The 19182-nt window shown below is 58.0% G+C and carries 16 protein-coding genes and 1 pseudogene; 4 read left to right on the forward strand and 13 right to left on the reverse strand.

Translation table 11 applies throughout. The features are described from left to right. Nucleotides 1-230 precede the first annotated feature (230 nt). From B0G75_RS37545 to B0G75_RS37555, 3 genes are all read right to left on the reverse strand, one after another. Nucleotides 231-1688 carry a mechanosensitive ion channel domain-containing protein gene (locus tag B0G75_RS37545; protein ID WP_106314709.1) on the reverse strand — a complete coding sequence of 486 codons (1458 nt, stop codon included), beginning with the start codon at nt 1686-1688 and terminating at the stop codon, nt 231-233. Nucleotides 1689-1789: 101 nt separating this feature from the next. Further along, on the reverse strand, nt 1790-2998 hold the full coding sequence (locus tag B0G75_RS37550; protein WP_106314710.1) for an NAD(P)/FAD-dependent oxidoreductase: 1209 nt from the start codon (nt 2996-2998) through the stop codon (nt 1790-1792). A 224-nt stretch (nt 2999-3222) separates the two neighbouring features. Next, nucleotides 3223-3945, reverse strand: a complete 723-nt coding sequence (locus B0G75_RS37555) for a hypothetical protein (RefSeq protein WP_106314711.1) — start codon at nt 3943-3945, stop codon at nt 3223-3225. A 301-nt stretch (nt 3946-4246) separates the two neighbouring features. Here B0G75_RS37555 and B0G75_RS37560 point away from each other — a divergent pair, with 301 nt between their 5' ends. After that, the gene (locus tag B0G75_RS37560) at nt 4247-5812 is read left to right on the forward strand and encodes a helix-turn-helix transcriptional regulator (protein ID WP_258194906.1); all 1566 of its coding nucleotides are present in this window, start codon (nt 4247-4249) and stop codon (nt 5810-5812) included. 65 nt (nt 5813-5877) lie between these two features. Here the strand turns inward: B0G75_RS37560 and B0G75_RS37565 are convergent, their stop codons facing one another. Then, entirely contained in the window at nt 5878-6864 is a 987-nt protein-coding gene (locus B0G75_RS37565) for a LysR family transcriptional regulator (RefSeq protein WP_308705953.1), read from the reverse strand. A gap of 11 nt (nt 6865-6875) precedes the next feature. Here B0G75_RS37565 and B0G75_RS37570 point away from each other — a divergent pair, with 11 nt between their 5' ends. Continuing rightward, a complete protein-coding gene (locus B0G75_RS37570) occupies nt 6876-7625 on the forward strand; it encodes an SDR family NAD(P)-dependent oxidoreductase (protein ID WP_106314724.1) in 750 nt (249 codons plus the stop codon). A 97-nt stretch (nt 7626-7722) separates the two neighbouring features. Here B0G75_RS37570 and B0G75_RS37575 read toward each other — a convergent pair whose 3' ends face one another. The 7 genes and pseudogenes from B0G75_RS37575 to B0G75_RS37605 form a co-directional block, all read right to left on the reverse strand. Further along, the gene (locus B0G75_RS37575) at nt 7723-8301 is read right to left on the reverse strand and encodes a YbhB/YbcL family Raf kinase inhibitor-like protein (RefSeq protein ID WP_106314713.1); all 579 of its coding nucleotides are present in this window, start codon (nt 8299-8301) and stop codon (nt 7723-7725) included. Between the two features lie 261 nt (nt 8302-8562). Continuing rightward, nucleotides 8563-9495, reverse strand: a complete 933-nt coding sequence (locus B0G75_RS37580; RefSeq protein ID WP_106314725.1) for an MBL fold metallo-hydrolase — start codon at nt 9493-9495, stop codon at nt 8563-8565. Nucleotides 9496-9879: 384 nt separating this feature from the next. Continuing rightward, on the reverse strand, nt 9880-10695 hold the full coding sequence (locus B0G75_RS37585) for an IclR family transcriptional regulator (protein WP_106314714.1): 816 nt from the start codon (nt 10693-10695) through the stop codon (nt 9880-9882). 221 nt (nt 10696-10916) lie between these two features. After that, a pseudogene (locus tag B0G75_RS37590) lies at nt 10917-11545 on the reverse strand (tyrosine-type recombinase/integrase). A 311-nt stretch (nt 11546-11856) separates the two neighbouring features. Then, the gene (locus B0G75_RS37595; RefSeq protein WP_106314715.1) at nt 11857-12630 is read right to left on the reverse strand and encodes a YkgJ family cysteine cluster protein; all 774 of its coding nucleotides are present in this window, start codon (nt 12628-12630) and stop codon (nt 11857-11859) included. Nucleotides 12631-13344: 714 nt separating this feature from the next. Further along, entirely contained in the window at nt 13345-13752 is a 408-nt protein-coding gene (locus B0G75_RS37600; RefSeq protein ID WP_308705954.1) for a DsbA family protein, read from the reverse strand. After that, nucleotides 13710-14273, reverse strand: a complete 564-nt coding sequence (locus B0G75_RS37605; protein ID WP_106314716.1) for a TetR/AcrR family transcriptional regulator — start codon at nt 14271-14273, stop codon at nt 13710-13712. Before B0G75_RS37605 ends, B0G75_RS37600 begins: the two co-directional genes overlap by 43 nt. A 1003-nt stretch (nt 14274-15276) precedes the next feature. Between B0G75_RS37605 and B0G75_RS37610 the strand changes: the two genes are divergently transcribed. Together B0G75_RS37610 and B0G75_RS37615 are read left to right on the forward strand one after the other, a co-directional pair. After that, a complete protein-coding gene (locus tag B0G75_RS37610; protein WP_106314717.1) occupies nt 15277-16764 on the forward strand; it encodes a hypothetical protein in 1488 nt (495 codons plus the stop codon). 135 nt (nt 16765-16899) lie between these two features. Further along, a complete protein-coding gene (locus tag B0G75_RS37615; protein WP_106314718.1) occupies nt 16900-17235 on the forward strand; it encodes a hypothetical protein in 336 nt (111 codons plus the stop codon). Nucleotides 17236-17646: 411 nt separating this feature from the next. Here the strand turns inward: B0G75_RS37615 and B0G75_RS37620 are convergent, their stop codons facing one another. Both B0G75_RS37620 and B0G75_RS37625 read right to left on the reverse strand, forming a co-directional pair. Continuing rightward, complete coding sequence (locus B0G75_RS37620) at nt 17647-18648, reverse strand: NADP-dependent oxidoreductase (RefSeq protein WP_106314719.1); 1002 nt, start codon at nt 18646-18648, stop codon at nt 17647-17649. 259 nt (nt 18649-18907) lie between these two features. Then, a partial coding sequence (locus B0G75_RS37625; RefSeq protein WP_146142587.1) for an alpha/beta fold hydrolase occupies nt 18908-19182 on the reverse strand: 275 nt, incomplete at its 5' end.

The following is a 19182-nucleotide window of genomic DNA, read 5'->3' on the forward strand; positions in this document are numbered from 1 at the left end:
GGAGATGGGAGGAATTGGCTTGCATACCGGTCGAGTCATCAGAATAACCACGACCCGCTCATTGGCCCAGTTAAGCGTTGCAAAACGCCGTTAATCGCTCTACGTTCATCCGACAAAAAAATCGCCGTTTTATTTAACGACGCTTAACATCCGCCCTGGTTAATTGGCGTTAAGCAAAGGCATAGAGTGAACGCGAGCGCATCGAGAGTAACCAATCCGTAACCGCAAGATCAGAACTTCAACGCATGCAACCGATGAATCTTATCCAGAAGCCAGTGGAAGCTAGCGTGCTCATTGTCTGCAAGAGCGGCGTTCTTCATCGCCATCTTATGCAACATGTCCCGCCGTTGGGAAAGCAGCCGGCACATTCGATGAGTCACTTCCTGGCTATCCCTCAATAGAGGCGTCACAGCATCCTTGCTCAATCTGTAAATGACACTCCTGGTGAGCGTCACGATCTTCACCTGAACAGGCAAGCCAGCGAGTAGTCCGGTCTCCCCCATCGTATCGCCGGGCCCGAGACGCACCACCTCGACGGCCCCGGTAGATTGCTCCGTTGAAACACTGAGCACGCCCGAGTCGACGATTGCGAGACTGTCGGGCACCACTTCCGGCGTAAAAATCACCTGCCCCGCTTCGTATTCATGCCGTACCATGCAACTGGAAAGCATCTTCAACTCCTCGTCGCCGATGGCGGCGAATAGTTCGATGCGTCTAAGCAGGCGCTCCTCTGCTTTTGCCACGCTGGCCGTGACAGATGGCACGCCTGGTGGCCGGAGATCGACCCCCGCCGCGGTAAGGTGTCGATAACAGAGGTCGTACAGTTCGTTCGTCAATGGTGTCTTTTTCGCCGTGTCGTCCACGAAAGCCGTCGCCTCGTACTGAATGGAATGTATGGTGGCTTTTCGCGCCTGCACGAAGGGAACCGGTGCCGGCAGGATGGAACGGGCCGCAGCCAGTGCGCATTCAAGCGCGGCAATCACTGTTGCCGGCCGCTCGTCCGGCGAGATCTCCAGAGACACCGTAACGCCATGCAAAGCGTGCGGCCGGTTGGTATTGGTGATATTTGCCTTTGCCGCCGCGGCATTGGGAACGATGGTTACATTGCCGTGCGAATTGAGCAGATGCGTTGCTCTCCAATTCATCTCGATCACCTTGCCTTCGGCGCCATCAATCGAGATCCAGTCACCCACGCGGTACGGTTCTGTGGAATTCAGCACAATTCCTGCAAAGACATCGTGCAAAGTACTTTGAATAGCCAAACCGAGAATAACGGCCAAGGTTCCCGACGTCGCGAGCAGGCCGCGAACGGGGATTTCCAGAACGAACCCCGTTGCGGCTACCGCCGCGGCAAGAAACACCACGGCACCGAACACGTCCTGAAACAGTCTCTGCTTGCGCCAGGTGTGTGGCAGGAGAAGTGTGTCGAGAGCAAGAGTGAGCAGGCGGGCACCTGTCAGCCACCAGAATATCTTCAGAGCCTGCGCCGCTTCGTGAAGCAGCGACCCTTCAAGATGCGTAGCCTGTCTGAAGGGGCTAAGGCCCGCAGTGAAAATGCTCGTCGTGAAGACGGCAAAGATCGTGAGCCGAAGCAATAGACGCGAAACGTCTTTCCTCGGCACTTTGAAACGCCACAGTGCCACGTCGATCACGACGACGGCATAACCGAACACGAGGGAATCGCTCACGGACTCTCCGACGGGAAAAACGCGCCTGGCGAGTACTCATGCCGCCCCCGCCGGGAGCCATTGTGAACGACTAACCGCAATGCCCGAGGCTGGCTAACGCGCTAGCCAAATGACGCCAGCGGGTCGCCTGCCGCGAACGCATCGGCGCGATTCGGCGCCGGTGGATAGATCCACTGCGTATTGATCATCTGCTTGCGTGCTTTTCCTTCCGCATGCGTCAGCTTGATCTGGCGGTCCCAGCCTTCTGAATAGACCGCTCCCCACTCGCCGAGATCGAGACAAGTGGCGTAGAAGGGCTGGCTATACGCGAGCGTCGATGCGCCGATCAGATCGGCCGCCACATTGTGGCCACCGAATTTACCCATCACCATTGCGTGCTGACAAGACATCAACGCGTCGTGCCCTTCATCGTCGCTACGAACTCGAGCCACATCGCCTGCCACGAACACACCGGGCGCCTCTTCCACACGCAGATCAGGTGCGACTTCGACACGGCCAAGCGGGTCGAGGCGCGACGAAACCTGCGCAGCAAGCGTACTCGCTCTCATCCCGCCCGCCCATACCACCGTGTGCGCCTCGATATGCGCACCCGAGGCGGTTCGGACGCCACCCGCGTCGACCGATACGACACTGGAGCCCAATACCGCTTCGATGCCCAGCGAATCGAATGCCTCGGCGACGAAAGGCCGTGGGTTAGGCCCGAGATCGGGACCAATATCGGCCTGCGAACCTACGACGATCACTTTGATCGTCGCATCGGGGCCGAATAGCGCGCGCATCCGTTTAGGCAATTCGGTTGCGATCTCAATGCCGGTAAAGCCACATCCCACCACGGCAACGGTATTTCGAGCGCTTGAATCGGGAAGCTTCGCGAGTTCCGTCAGATGCTCTTCAAGTGCCGATGCGTCCTCCATGCAATCGACCGAGAATGCATACTCGGCGAGCCCTGGAATCGACGGCCGGTTTAGCTTGCTGCCGCTCGTGAGCAACAACCGGTCGTAACCGAGCGTGCGGGTCTCGCCGCTCGCGGCCGTCACACGCACGGTCTTGTCGCGGACGGCGATTTCGTCGACTCTCCCCTCGACGTAGTTCACGCCAACGGCGTCAAGCAGAGGCAACAGCGGCGCGAACATCAGATGCGGCTCGTTTTCGTACATCCGCGGCCGGATTTCCAACTCGGGTTTCGGCGAGATAAGCGTAATGTCGATGTCGCCAGCCGTTGCGCCGGCGCGGTCAAGCACGCGAGCCGCCCCGAGGGCACCCCACACTCCGGCAAAGCCGGCACCCACAATCAAGATCTTCTGCGACATGATCCTTGCCTTAATTATCTAGATTACCAAGTTGACGATGTGCACCGGAACTACAACAATCGGAGCCCTGTCTCACTGTGCGACGATCGCTGACGATCGCGGCGACCGACTCATCTGCCGCCCGCCGCCACGTCAAATCGTAGACTTCGTGATCGAATGGCAGTAGGCGCGCGAAGGAGATCATCGTGTTGTCTCGGCGACAACAATCGACGGCTTAGATGTCGTCAACTAATTCTGGCGAGTGCAGCTTCGAGCGTCGTATTGGAATGTTCGTCACCTTCCATGCCAAGATTTACGATTGTGCGAATGCTCCACGGCGCTTCCGACGTGGAAGCACGCTGTTGAGCCGCGGTCACGTATTCCTGCATTGCCTGCTTTACTCCATTGGGAAAGGCATCCTTCGCGTCTCCCATCGCCGTCTGCAATACATGCAGTACGGCCTGGCCAAACGTCACACATTCCTCGCGCTTCGGCATTTTTCCTTTTTGCATGACCGAGTCCTTCCAGGCGATCTGTAGGGGGCTGAGGAGAACGGGAGGTCGGGCGCAGAAGTTCCGGTAGTTTAGTAAGTAGGCTTCCTGGCGATTTTGTGGACTGATCCCCAGCAGTTTCCACGCGGCATCGAAGCGCTCTTTCCTTATTCCGCTCTGGTACGCCATCGCGCGCAGAAAGAATTCGTGAAAGGCCTCGAGACTTGCGGTGCAGGACGATACCGATTGTCGATAGTGTCCATCTCGTATCGCGTAAGCGGCCAGTTCAAAAAGAATCTCGAACTTCTGCTGCCGCAATGCCACAATCTGCTGATGACCGCGCGAGCACTCCGACCTATACCTTCCGTCGCCGTCGGATCGAAGATCTAACAAAACGGAAGAAAGGACGGAATTCGCTACGGAGCTTCCGTCCGGGTTGCATTCCAGGCAGACAGTGGGAACCGATATCTTTGTCATGGCATGTCTCACAGTTGGACGTTGTTTGTCGTTTCTTGCCGCATCAACTCTTCTCACCTCACCAACAGATCACACCCGGAGGCGCGAATCTCATTCGAAACCAGTCTCGCCGGCACTTTATGCCCAATCAACCGCTTCTGCAGATGAGGTACAGCGAATGGGTTTGTACGCCAATGACCCCATGGTCCCGATGTTGTCCTGGCGGCAACACCGTGATATCCCGCTGGCGTCTTCCATGTTCTAGGTAGCACAACTACGATTGGTCGCGACGTAATGTTTCGCCGTGTAGGGACCGAGGTATTTGGTCTATTCCATTGCACCTGAATCGCGCAATCCGGAGTCTGCTAAGAAGATGAATGCCAAGGAAGATTTTTTGCGTTGCGGCGTGATGGCAAATGCCGACCGGCACGAGTATGGCGAGGCCGTATCGTTTGGTCCGTTCACACTTTTCCCGGCAGAGAGGCGTCTCGAACGGTCAGGTTCATTCGTGCAACTAGGCAGCCGCGCGCTGGATATTCTTATTGCGCTTATCCAGCACGCCGGACAGGTCGTGGACCGGCGCATGTTGATGTCGCGCGCGTGGAGGAATATCGTCGTGGACGAAAGCAACCTGCGCGTCAACATTGCTGGATTGCGCAAAGCACTAGGCGACGGCGAGGACGGTGTGCGCTACGTGAAAAACGTCCCGGGTATCGGTTACTGTTTTGTTGGACAGCTTACCCGTGAACGCATCGTTGCCAAATCCAGTTCCCAATTGGCTGACCCGCCTTGCCGGGTACATTCCGGCGACTTTGCGCCAGGAGCGGCCTGCCCACAAGGTCGTGACGAGGTACTGCGCACGCTTGCGTCCGACTTGCGCAGACATCGGCTCATATCTATTGTAGGACCCGGAGGCATCGGCAAGACAACAGTGGCCATTGCTCTCGCGAAGAGACTGTCCGGAGTGTTTCCTTCGGAGATTCACGTCGCCGACCTGAGCGAAGTAGCTCATGGCGATACGGTAGCGCTCACGCTGGCTCGTCTGCTTGGGTTAGGCGATCTTCACCACATACCCGTCACATGCATCGCCAATTATCTTTCCACCAGGCGCGCGCTGATCATTCTGGATAACTGCGAGTACGTCATCGACGAGGTGACGTCGCTCACAACGCAAATCCTCGCGGTCTCATCCACGACCTATTTCGTTCTGACAAGCCGCGAGGCGCTACGTGTCAGATACGAACACGTCTACCGCCTGTCTGCGCTCGAAGCCCCTCCGGGACCCGAGGTAATCTCGATGGAACACGCACATAGTTATCCAGCCGTGCAGGTGTTCATTCAACGCGCTCTGGAAGCGGGCGCCAGATTCCCGCAGACCAACAAGAGCTATGCAGCCATTTCGGAGATTTGCAGGGAACTGGAAGGAGTCGCGCTTGCGATCGAACTTGCCGCGGCACGCGTCGCGACATTTGGACTCGCCGGCACCATGACGCTGCTCGGAACCCGCTCACGTCTTCAATGGCAGGGGTGTCGCAATGCGCCTGCGAGGCACCGGAATCTCGCCGCGTCTATTGGATGGAGTTACGCGCTGCTGTCGGAGCAGGAAAAGTCCGCTTTCCGTCGGTTGTCGTCGTTTGAACAGCCCGCAACGCTCGACGCCATCCTCGCGGCGGTGACAAACGGGACGGGCGATCTTTCGAATGCGATAGACATAGTTGAAGGTTTAGTTGCAAAGCACATGCTGCACATCCAGCCCGGACCAGACGACTTGCCTCGCTATCGGCTCCCGGTTTCGGAAAGGATCTATGCGCGAGAAAAACTCAATCAAGTTGCGCTCGATAAACGGAGCGTCGTTCAACTGAGCGGCGTGCAGAGGATTTGCGACTGAAATCCGGCTGCGCCGTGTCTTCAGTGGCGCTTTCAGCAACTACCGCGGGCGTGTCGCGAGAAAAATCATTTCATAAACTGCGCGAATTGCTTCGCCACAAACTCGATGAATATCTTCGCTCGCGGTGGCATGCTCCGTCCAAATCCGTGCATGACATAAAGAGGAACGGGTCTGAGTGCCAACTCCGCCAGGACGATACACAAACGTCCTGCGTCGACATCTTCCTGAACCATTGCTTTCAGAATCTGTGCGATACCCAGTCCATTCAATGCCGCCAGTCTCATGGCCTCGCCACTGTCGGCGTCGAATGCTCCTTCCGGTTGCATGCTGGCACCGTCAGCAAACATGACGGGCACCACGTGTCCGGCAAGTCTGTAACGAACATGGCGATGCACACTTAAATCGGATATCGATTTCGGCACGCCGTGGCGGCTCAAATAGTCGGGGGAGGCCACGAGCACTAGCGGCAATTGGCCCAATTTCCGCGCATGCAAAGCGCTGTCGACGACCTCTCCCGCTCTGATGACCAGATCGAAACCCTGCCGAATGACGTCGACATGTTGGTCGCTCACGTTCACCTCGAACAGCAGCCCCGAATGACGCGCCATCAAGTGCCTGGTGAGCGGGTCGAGCAGAATGCGCGCTAACGCAGCCGGTATGCTGATACGCAGTTTGCCGACCGCGGCCAGCGGCGCAGTCAATGCATTGCCTGCCTCCTCAATGCCACGTATGAGCGGCGCGATGCGCTCGTAGTAGGTTTGCCCCTCTATCGTCAGGACGGTCACCCTTGTCGAGCGGCGAAAGAGCCTGATACCGAGACGCCTTTCCAATCTTCCAACGCTTCTCGACACAGCGGACGGCGTCGTGCCAAGCAAGCGTGCCGCTCCGGTGAACGAACCGGCCTCGACCGCTCGAACAAAGGCAGATAAGCCATTCAGATTTTCAACAGGCATTAGTGACCCTTGGGCAAAACTGATAGCTCCGCTGAAGAACTGGGCTGTCGTCTCACCTATAGCTAAATTAGCGCTCAGCGCGATATCCGCGTCAAACAATGGAGATTCAGATGAACAGACTCGCAAATAAAGTTGCCGTCATCACCGGCGGCAATAGCGGCATTGGCTTTGCGATGGCAACGGTGTTTGTGGCCGAGGGTGCACATGTACTAATCGTCGGACGGCGTCTGGCCGCGGTGAATGCCGCAGTGTCCGAGCTCGGGAATCGGGCAACTGGCCTGACCGGTGACCTCGCCGATCCCGCAACGCATGACCGCGTTGCGTCATTGGTTGAAGAACGGTTCGGCGGCTTGGACATTTACGTCGCCAACGCTGGCGTAAACACGATCGCCCGCTCAGATCTGGTCAGTCTCGAAGAGTACGACGCACAATTCGCCACGAACACGCGGTCGGTTTTCTTCGGCGTTCAGAAAGTCGCGTCTCAACTTCGCAATGGAGGCGCCATTCTGTTGACGAGTTCTATCGCGAGTTCGAAAGTATTCGAAGGCCACGCGGCGTATGCCGGCAGTAAAGCCGCCATCGAGGCTTTCGCCCGCAGTTGGGCGCTCGAATTCAAAGAGCGCGGCATCAGGGTCAACGTGATCAGCCCAGGCCCCGTCGACACGCCCATTCTTTCGAAGCTGGGTATCGCCGTCACCGATCGTCCGGCATTCGAGAGTGCCGTTGCAGAGAAGATTCCGCTGGGCCGGCTGGGCCGCGCGGAAGAGTTGGCCCAAGCCGCGCTTTTTCTCGTTAGCGACGAAAGCAGCTTCGTTACCGGTGTAAATCTGCTCGTGGACGGTGGAATGTCGTTGGCGTGATTCGTGACCGTTTAACGTGACAACGCGAATCCGACATCCGTTCGACCGGCAGCCGAACTGCCAGGAACGGGTGCCGACATCCCAGTTCTCACACCCGTCAATCGTTAGTCAACGCGCGATGATATCTGGCGACATACTTCGCCTGAGCAATGACTTTCCCGTGCATCTGATAGGCAACAACCGCGGGACTCGCCGCTGGAGCGACATCGATTTGCGCCACGTCGAGGGCAGACGCCGTCACGACATATCGATGCGATTCCCCCTTAGGCGGACACGGTCCACCGTATCTGGATTCGCCGAAGTCCGTCAACGTCTCAACCGCGCCTGCCGGCAACAGCTTAGGATTGCCAGAAACTCCTCTTTCGAGCGATGACTCAGAAGGTGGAATATTGACAATCTCCCAATGCGTCCAGCCCAGCCCGCCGGTCGGCGCATCAGGGTCGAACATCGCCACGACGATGCTCTTCGTGCCGCGCGGAACGTGAGCCCATGAAATGCGTGGCGATACGTTCTTACCGTGACAGCCAAAGCCCCCGTATACCTGTTCGTTCGAAAAGTGCCCGTCACGCAGGTCGTCGACCGTGATCGTGAACGGCTCCGCGCCGGCTATCGCGGGGATGACCGCCAGCGCCATTGACGTGCATAAAATTGCGGGCAAACAGGTGTTCAATCTCATGAGTGCTCCGTTGAAGGATGAAAGACGCGTGAAACCGGTATGAACGGCACCGCACTTAAAGCAGGAGAAAACGCCGCTCGCGGATTTATCGAAACCTGTGTTGCGACTGCTACAGTCCAGGCATCGCGAAGTGATCTGCCGAGGTACACCACGGGCAAGCGATCGTTTTCAAAGAACCGCCGTGAGTCTCGTGTACTCCTGGCGGTTTTCTGACAAACGTCAGTGCAATCTATACGGCGATGGTTGATAGTGGGGCACCAATCAGTAGTCCCACACCACCGGCACGAAATGGAAGCCTTTATCCTTCTTTGCAATGTGACCGATTGATGGGAACGCGACGTGCGCTGCGGCCAGTAAAGCGCCGGTTTCGGCGGCTTCGTTGAGCAGCGCGATACGCACGTCCGCAGCCTCTTCAGGATCGTGCTCGAAGCCGTTTTGCCAGTCGGGATGGTCGAAGTTGACCTGGAAAATCGCGTCGCCCACGAACGTCAGTTTTTCGCCGTTTGATACGACGTCCACGACGCAGTGCCCCGGCGTGTGCCCACCCGTCACGCGTGCCGACACGCCCTTGGCAACTTCCACGGTCCGATCGAACTGCACGATGTTTTCGCTGTAGAGTTCCATGAACTTCGCGGCAGCCTTGCGGAGCGCGGGAGGAACGGTTTCCGGCATAACCGTCTTGCTGAAGTCCGGATTTTTCCAGAACTCTACTTCCTTGGCCGACACGTGAATGCGCACGTCCGGGTGCAGCTTGGCCCTGACACCAGAGACGTTCAGGCCGCCGACGTGGTCCATGTGCATGTGCGTAATCACGATGTCGGTGATCGCAGCCAGGTCGATACCCGCCGATTCCAGGCGCATCACCGACCGGCCGGCGCGCGTGAAGTATTCGAAACCGTCGCCCACGCCCGAGTCGATCAGGATCAGGCGGTCACCGCTGCGCACGAGCGCAATATTCAGCGCCCAGTCGAACATGTCACGCTGGAGGAAACGACCATCGAACCATTCGTTGCGGTCAGCTTCGCTAACGTTAGTCGACATGGTGGAGGTGGGCAGCGGCAGAACGCCATCGCTAATCAGCACGACGTCAATGCCACCCACACGCACGGCGTAGCGGGAAGAAACGAGTTCGCCTGCCCCTTCTGTGCCAACGTTGGCGATAACCGGCCGCACATTGCGAGTTGTTTCGCTCATCTTCACTAGTCCAGTTGATTGATTGCGGTGAGCCGCACTGCACCGCGCCGCGCGGTTCACAAGCACGACCACGAGTGTCACGCGCTTCGTTTGCTTGCATTTCGAAGGAGCGTGTGACAGATAGTAGTCAGGGGCGGCAAACGCCAGTAGCATCGCGAATGCGTACACGGTGTTGTCCGAACGGCGACAATCTACGACGGATAGGCAATGAGAGGGTTCATACGTGTCTCCTGCCGTCTTAAAAGAGTACGTGCCGCTCTTGCATCAATCGCCAATTTTAATTTCTATTGCTAAATATCAGTTCTGAAGCGTCGGGGAATTTCAATTCGCCATTTCGCTACATCAAGTCACGAACGGATAACTTCCCGCAACGGACACCTTGACCTAGCGCTCAGCGCCTGCCCTGCGGCTGGCGCCTTGAAGCGCCTGCTTAAGCATGGGTGACACACCGCTTGCATCGGACAATTCTGTTGCCGTCGCCATGAGCGCTGGAGCGAGCTCTTTCATTCTCTCTTCAGTCAACCGTGACATCGGTCCCGCGATGATCAGGATTGCGCGCACTTCGCCATTGCCTATATGCACAGGCGTAGCCATAGAACTCATCGCCGGTAGAAACATGTCTTGCGTCGTTGCGTAGCCATTCCTGCGCGCAAGTTCGATCATTGGCAGTAGGGCTTTGAACGTGGTGAGCGCACGCGGATCAAAGTCTGACGGCATGCCAAAGCCCTGTTTCGACACAAGCCGAATCGCATCTTCTTCGCTCTTGCCAGCGAGCCAGATCATTCCTGCTGCACTGCATGAGAGGATCACCGCCCGGCCTATTTCCGGATCGTAGCGGATACCTTGTCGCGCGCCTTGCGCCTTCGCAACGTAAATCGACTGCTCGCCATCGACGATCGCAAGCCGAACCAATTCGCCCGATATAGCCGCAAGTCGCTCCAGAATGGGTTGGGCGACGTCAATGACCCCACCTGCGCTGAGAAATCGCAGTCCCAGCGAAGGAAGTTTCATGGTCAATGAAAATTCGCCGCGCCGTTCGTCCTTGCGCACATAACCCTGCTCGACCAGATCTGCCAGAAGACGATGCGTAGCGCTAACCGGCAAATCGAGCTTGGCGGAGAGTTCTGAAAGCGTCTTGCCTTCTGGGGCACTGGCGAGCTCTTCCAGTACACGAAGCATGCGTTCGGCTACATCGCTCATGATGATTACCCGAGTTCAGTCATTCGACGTGTGAGCTATGCTGGTGGAGAGGTCTTCCAAAAAACAAACACTTTTCAGAACTGCTCGGTTGGGGTTTGGTTTTCCGAGCGGAATAATGGAGAGCCAACGTCCGGCGTCAGCGCATCTCCTGACGGAGACCGACCTGCCTCAAAAGTCGGCTCCTGGCCGGACAGCGTCCCATCGCCGCCCGCGTTGGCGCTTTACACCTCGGTCTGTTCCGCCATCTCGAGCGCATCGTCGACCTCGACGCCGAGATATCGGACGGTGCTTTCGAGCTTGGTGTGCCCTGGCAGCAGCTGAACCACCCGCAGATTCTTGATGCGCCGGTATATCAGTGACGCCTTCGTTCGCCGCATCGTATGCGTTCCGTAAGCCGTATCGTCGAGCCCAATTGATCCGATCCAGCGATGGATCAGTCGAGCCTACTGACGCGTCGAGAGATGCGGCGAGCCGTGAATCCTGCTCTGAAACAGATAGTCGCCCGACGAAAGTCCCGCGGCCTGGATCCAGGCTTCAGCACTCGCGCGAGTCTGCTCAGTGATTTCGAACTGCACCGGCCGCTGAGTCTTCTGCTGCACAACGGTTGCCCGGGGCGCCACACGAGAGCCCAGACAGATATCGGACACTCGCAATTTGGTGAGATCGCACGCTCGTAGTTTGCTGTCGATCGCCAGGTTGAACATCGCGAGCTCCCGAGTCTTTGCCGTAAGCTGCAGGCGGATACGAATTGCCCAGATTTCCTCGAGTTTCAGCGGCGGCTTTCTGACCCCGTCAGCCTGCACTTGTTCCAAGGCACACGGCGGGTGCTTACGACATCAATCGCTTCCATGACTACTCTCCTTTCAACGGAAGAAGAACCAGTTTGCGCCGATCGCGGAGGGACGCTGCCCGACCCACTCCGGACGGTGAACCCGGTGCCACGCCTACAGCAGCTTTGTGTGCGCAACGGCCATTCACATTGTGAAGTTGGAAGTGAAGTCGTCGGCGGTTGCGAACGCTCGCGGAGAATACGCGGGCGGATCGGCTACCCGATGGTATGGCGTCGGCTTCAACCCGTCCTCCCCAAACAGCGCCCGCCGGATCGGGGGGGTCGAATCGCGCGCGCCATCGCTCTACGTGTATAAATTGCCGAAGCGCCCATTACTCGGATGCGGCGAAATACCCCAGGTATTCGAACCCCGCACTACTGTCTGCATTGACGAGAGAAGCGACCGCTCCAACCGAAACAAGCGCGTCAACGGTGGTTCTGCGGTTGGATATGAAACGCCACGTCCGCGGCGGCCCCGCCATGCCGCGTTCGTCGCTGGCCTGATGCAGCGCTGCGAGCAAGTCGAAGCGATCAGGAGAATACGCGACAAAGCCTTCATTCGATACCGCAGCCTGATCAATGCCCAGCAACGTGCACACCTGCTGCTTGATGGGGAGGTTGTTCACATCGGCATCGCGTGACTGCTGTATCAGCGCCAACATGCCCTCATCCACCAGTTTGCCTGCGCGCAGCAGCGACGGCAATCCGGGTGTCCATGCATCAGGCGGGCAGGCCTTGTGCGCTGGTACCAGTTCAATGAATGGATTGATTTCCGCCGGATAGATGCGGCACACCAACGGCCTCTGTTCATAGATACCGCAGCGCATGTCTGGTTGGAGATTCGGGCAAGGGCCCGCATACCCGGCCGCCAGAGTTACCAGCACCCTCGTGGATAACGACCCGCTCATCGCGGCAAACGAACGACGACGTTTATGCGCTGCCAAGAGATTGTCTGCAGGCGGCTCCGTGGGCCACGGCAACGCCTCGCAGAGAATCTGCACATCGTTGCCACGCTGCAGCCATGCAACCGCCTCCGTCACGGTCAACGGCAAACGCAGATCGTGACAACACTTGCCACACATCGTGCACTCAAAATCGATATCCATGCCCAATAGCCCTTGCGTCACGCGACGCGTTCCGGTTGTCCAGCTTGATGACCGGTAGGCATGCACGAGGGCGTCCGCCCTCAAAGTGTGGCTACCGGCAAGCACAAGCAATCGGGGTTAGTCGCTCGAAGGCGGTCGTTCTTACAGGCAAGACGCTTTTTTTTCAGATGTCAGCTGGGTTCGCCCGGGAGTGGAAGCACCCGACGGTAATTTGCCGTTGTTGTGCGAATTCTCGGGCCGCATGGTGGCGATCAACTTCGCGTTTGTTCATCGTTCGGCGATGCTTTTCCATGATCTTGGTGGACATCCGTGATGTCGGCGCGATTGTGCCGTCGCTCTGGGAGGCACGCCCAGGTGTCGAACAAACCTCCAAGATGAAGCACCACCTACTGTCGGCAATCGAATGGCCGTTTGCTGAGCAGGGCAGTCGTCTCCGATGTCCATGCCACGCCCCGGACGAAGGTCGCTTCGTGGCAACCCGGAAGTTCGACCGGCGCCCGTCGGCTACCTGCCAGAACTCGACACGAACTTCCCTTGTCGACCCGATGCGGTCGGTCGTCAGATCGCGGTCCCTTCGTCGCTTCTTGAGGTACTGCGGTCACCCGACGGCCGGTCTTGTTGGTCGGGCATCGGCCAACAGAGTCAACAGCGCCGCAGAACCTTATCGACTTGACGTACGCCGAGTTCCGAGTCATTGGATTTGACGAAGCCGCCTCAGAGAGAGATTGCGCCGGAAGCCGCTTGTATTGCCGCAGCAATCTCGTCTTCGCTGCGCCCTCCATTGATGGCAATGCTTCCCCCAAAGATAAAGTGAGGAACCGAACGGACGCCGGCATCTGCCGACTTGACCGCTTCTTCCTCGACGCGATGATGCTGTGCAGGATCAAGCGCGATAGCACGAGCCTGATCACGGTCAAAATCGTAGTCGGCTGCGATGTCGGCCAGTACATCGGCGTCGGAAATATTCCTCGCTTCGGTGAAGTAAGCGTCAGTGATCGCAACCGCGAGCCTGTGCTGCGTGTTAAGCCCAGCGGCTGCCAGAATCACGGCATGAGCAGCTTGAGTCGGATAACGCTGCGTCAGGTTTTTGTCGATCTCAGTAGAACCTCTGCGGCCGCCCAGGCCTGCGAAGCTGGCGTAGGATCATTTGCGGCGCGAGCGGTGACCGTTGCCCCGTCCAGCAACATCATAAAAACCTCGCCAAGGTGTTTAGCATCAGGCGCCGGCATGAGATCCCCCAGCAGTTCCGCCATCCAACTGGTCATCTTGTCCCGATACTGGATGGCAACGCCCGAAACTTTAGGGTATTCGGTGCCAAACTCCGCCAGTGCGCGTTCAAACAGGCAACCCGCAAATTCTGGCGTGGCGAACCAATCTCCGTACCAGTCGAAAATTGCCTTGACCCGTTCCTCCGGAACCTCGAGCCCCTGCAGGCGGACTTCAATGCTGCCAATGATCAGTGCGTAGCGTTGGAGCAAAACCTCCCGGATCAGATCGTCCTTCCCTGAAAAATGGCGGTACAGCGTCATTCGCGCGACGCCGGAGTCGTCGATAATCCAGTCCACTCCTACGGCCTGGAAGCCGTGCTTTGAAAACAGCACAGTGGCCTTGTCGACGACAAGTTGTCGTTTGCTTGCGCGCATGCAGTTCACACTCTCGATTTGACATATTTTCAAGAAATTTTAACACCTGATGCGATTTGTCAGGAAGCGTAGAACGATCTATACCGTTACGGTCAGCCACATAACCATCGTGTCACCAGCAGGGTTCAAAGGGCGCCGAATTTCGCGGATGTCGGTTCACCCAAACTGCGCTGTTTCGTTGGATTCCATCCGCAATTAGCCCACACGCGCACCTTTCGTGCTAAACGAATAACGAGGTAGCCGGCGCATCCCTGCCGGGTAACCGATGCACTTTGCGTACCGTCCGCACCCATGCTGTTCCCATTCAAGCTGTTTCTGCGCCGCGTCGTAACGGGCTGAGGCAGCCGCGTTGGTTTCGCCGATCGAATATCGGTTTCGAACCCGTTGACATAAATGTAGAACGATCTATATCATTTGAGTGACGGGAAAAGTATGATCATTAAAACTGCATCTGTTTGACGTCTTTATTCGTGGTGCAACATTAGAAAAGAAGAATTCACATCTGAAAGACCGGCTAACCTCCGGTCAATATGGGGGCATGCTTATTTGATTCGACAACGGAGGAAACATACTTACTTTCAGCATGTTTAACCTGCCGGACTGCAACCGAAAAGGTAAGGCCCTTCGGGCCGTACCGATGCCGTAGATGCGCTTTCGATTTCAGCCGTACGGCCCGATTCGGTCCAATACGTTGCTTGGGTCATCCGGCAACGAATGGGCAATATCTGAGAGAACCGTTCAATCTGACGGGAACGCAATCCGCAGTCGCCTTTGGTTTTGATGACTTGGGGAAGATGTTGCGTACACGTTAAGTGGTTAGTACTACTCGTAGAAAATATGCTGCATGCACAAAAAACTGCATGCCGTATGGATTCTGTTTGCTTTTTCGCTGAAGTGACAGAGTGAGAAGCCGGGAAACGGATGCCCCAGTATTAACAGGTGTCGTGCTTTATGTCGGTTGATAGCAGGGGCGAGCCAGTTGGCAATTAGAAAAAGGACTTTTATGAAACCCATAGCATTGGTCGTCATCGCCGCTTGTCTAACGTTAACGGCATGCGGCGGCGACGATGTATCGACAAAAGGCGGCGCCTCGTCGGCGACAACGAATCCTGGTTCACCGTCCGGTCCGTCATCGCCGGGGACCGGTGGCCCTACCAAGGCGCAGGCCGGCTGGTCGCAAGCGGTCGCGATGGACGGTAAGGCTGTAGAAGCCGAACCGAGTACTACCTTGGACGCGAACGGCAACACGCTCGTCACGTGGGTGACGACCGGTTCCGCAGGCAGCCTCGGCAACGAGATGTGGGGAGCGCGTTACGTGCCGGGTTCGGGCTGGGGCACGCCGACGCGGCTGGACACCGGCGACGGCAGCCATTCAATGACAGGTCCCGGCACGATCGCACCGCAGCTGGTCGGCAACGCCAGCGGCCAGGCGGTCGCGTTCTGGACCGAATGGATGCCGGGCCCCGACGCCTATGCGTTGTGGGCGCGCCCGTATAGCCCCGGCGCTGGATGGGGCACGGCGTTCGAAGTGGCGCCGAACGTGACCAGTTCTACCTATACCGCCGGGATCGACGATCAGGGTAACGCGATCGTCGCGTGGCCGCAGTCAATCGACCTGCTCAATTCGCGCATCGCATGGGCACGTTATACGCCGAACGGCACGTGGTCCGCGACCGCGCAGATTCCGATGCCCGCGCAGACCGGGCCGGGCGCCGTCACGGGCAACACCACCAACGTACGGCCGATGATTTCCGTTCTGCCGTCCGGCAGCGCGGTGCTCGCGTGGGGGCAAACCAACACGACGCAGTCGGCGATCTGGACGGCCACGTTCGATGCGACCAACGGCTGGACCAACGTCAATCAGGCCGTGTCGAATACGAGCCTGTTCACGACGATCGACACGCCTGCGGCGGGCATGGATGCGAAGGGCAATATCACGCTGGTGTGGGGACAACTCGACGTGACGGGCGGCAAACTTCTGACCACCACCATGTCGCAGCGCTACGTGGCTGGAAGCGGGTGGCAGGCCCCGCTGGCCGTGGCGCCGGAGATCACCGAGCCCAGCGCCTTCATCGCCACGCCGATACTTAGCGTCAATCCTAACGGCGTCGCGGCGGTGATGTGGGCGCAAGGCGGCGCCGTGCTGCAGGCAAGCGTGTCGGATGCCAGCGGTAACTGGGGGCCGTTGCATCAATTGACTGCAACCGTGAACACGACGGCGGCGCAGCTTCCGCCGCTTGTGATCGATACGGCCGGCAACGTGACGGCGGCGTGGCAGGACTCGGGTACGCCGGGCTCGTCGGACGTGATCGCAGCCAGTTATCGGAACGGCTCGTGGGGAACCCCGACGTTGTTCGGCCAGGATCCGCAGGACGCCTCGTGGCCCGCGCTGGCCGTCAACGCATCCGGTGCGATGGCGCTCGTCTGGCAGTCGTATATCGCGAACGCCGGCGATGAATTGCAGGCCGCCTTCTACACCCCGGGCACGTGACCGTTTCATCAACAAAGCCGAATCCGTCGCCGCATCGTGCGGCGACAGCGAACTTCATCGCGCGAGAAGACCCGGCATCTGCCGCGCGTGGTTGCGCGGCAACGTCAATGTTCAAACCATCGATTAGGAAGAACCATGCAACAAGACCTGCATTCCGCGCTGCGGATGATCCTCGGCATAGCGGTCGTCAGTGCCCTCAGTGTTGCTCTGTCGGCGTGCGGAACCACGAAACTAGACATGATCGATGTCCAGACGTCCACCGCGAAGACCATCGGTCTCGCCTCCTCGGATGAGATCACGATTGCCAACGTTCAGTATGGGCGGAAGAACGCGCTGGGCGGCCAGCAGGTGAGCTACGACGCCACCACGGGGAAAGGACGGCGCTTCACCTGCACGGTGTTCATGATTCCAGGGCTGACGCCAATCGACAGGCCGACGTATAACAACTGGGAATGCCATCCGCACGGCTGACCTTCTGAATGAGATGACGCTGCGCGCCAGCGCGTCAGTCGTGGAGCGATCTTCGCCTGGCGTCAGCCACGTAGCGTATGTGATACGCGCTACTATCGATCTCTTGCGCGTTGCGCTGATATGAGGTTCGTTGCAAGAAATGGCGGCCTGCGGAGTCGCTTTGCTAAGCCACGCCCCCCGCCCGAATCAACCCGCCAGCACTGGTGTCGGTGGGGCGAAAGAAATTGCACGGATCGCCAAAGGCACACCTTCTCACCGCAGGCGTCAGCCAAGAAAAATTTGGACCACTCACGTCTCTTTTAGCTCGGAAACGGTCCATCGCTATCCACGCAATCGAACGGCCGCACTGTCGCACGTCCGCCTCTTTTCAAACGCCAGGGCAAAATCCTGCACAGTCGACCGTTTGGCAGCTTACTTGATCCTCACGACGACCTTGCCCTTAGCACGTCCTTGGGCCAAGTATTCAAGCGCCTCCTTCGCTTGCTCGAACGGAAACACCTTGTCAATCACCGGACGGATGCGCTCTGACTTAAGCAATTCGCCAATTTCGGCGAGTTGGGCTCCATCGGGGCGCACGAAGAGAAATGAATAGGTTACATCCCGCTTCTTCGCAAGCCGCATGATCTTGCGGCTCATCAGCCCGAATACCAACCTCAGAATAAAGTTCAGCCCGCGGGCACGGGCGAACGCTGCGTCCAGCGGACCGATAAGAGACACAATCCTGCTCCCCGGCTTGAGGATGCCCAAGGACTTTTCAATCGCATCTCCTCTGATAGTCCCAAGCACGACGTCGTAGCCGGCCAGTACTTTCTCGAATTCCTGCGTCTTATAGTCAACAACCTCGTCTGCGCCCAGACTGGTTACCAGTTGGACATTGCCCGTACTGGTGGTCGTTCCCACTCGCGCGCCGAAGTACTTTGCCAGCTGGATCGCAAACGTGCCAATACCGCCAGAACCTGCGGGAACGAACACCTTCTGGCCAGCTCGAAGATTGGCGCGTTCCTTCAACGCCTGCCAGGAGGTAAGCCCGACCATCGGAACGGACGCAGCCTGCACAAAGTCGAGATTGCCCGGCTTCGACGCGGCAGCGCTCTCCGGCACCGCCGCGAATTCGGCGATCGAGCCTCTACCGAGATCGAAAAGGCTGGCAAAGACTGCATCGCCCGGCTTGAAACGCGTCACGCGGCTGCCGACCTCGGTCACCACGCCAGCAATATCGCTGCCGAGCGTGGCCGGCAACTCGAACTTCAGGACGGGCTTGAATGTTCCCGCCGGAATCATGTTGTCGATTGGGTTCAACCCCGCCGCGTAGACCTGGACCAACAGTTCATCAGGCTTTAGCGTGGGGCGAGGCACTTCGGCGAACCCGATCTCGGGCGACTTGCCATAGCGTTTGAAGGTGAGCGCTTTCATGCTGTTATAAATCCAATGTTGGGTAAATGATGGACAGAGTTCGGACGAAATTCAACTCACGCCCAAGCCTGCAGCACGACCTTACCGGTCGCCTCATAAACCAGCGTTTCGGGTTCGCCTGTCTTATGAAACCGGACTGCTTTCATCTCTCTCCAAATCTGGGTGAAGTACGGCAAGGCCTGTCTTCGACGAAACCTAGTCAAAATTCATGTTGTGCTGAGCTTCATGGGGACTTCGCCTCTCGCAGACCGCGAAGGATTCATTGCGCCAGAAACTCCAGTGCTTTGATCAAGAAGTCAGTGTGATACTGAAAGATGCCTCCGTGCCCGGCGTCCTGGTAAATAACGAGCTGCGCGTTGGGAATGCGACGGGCCATGTCGTGGCTCAATGCGGTGGGGACCATGATGTCGTTGTCCCCATTGGCGATCAGGACAGGCATGTGCAGGCGGGTGAGGTCCTGCGGCGCCTGCTGGCCCCAGGCCTTGATCGCCTTGAGCTGGCGAAGCAAGGCGCGGAGTGTCGGCCCCTTGTCGC

Origin of the sequence: Paraburkholderia sp. BL18I3N2 (assembly GCF_003001875.1) — a bacterium.
In the GTDB taxonomy this organism is placed as follows: Bacteria; Pseudomonadota; Gammaproteobacteria; order Burkholderiales; family Burkholderiaceae; genus Paraburkholderia; species Paraburkholderia phytofirmans.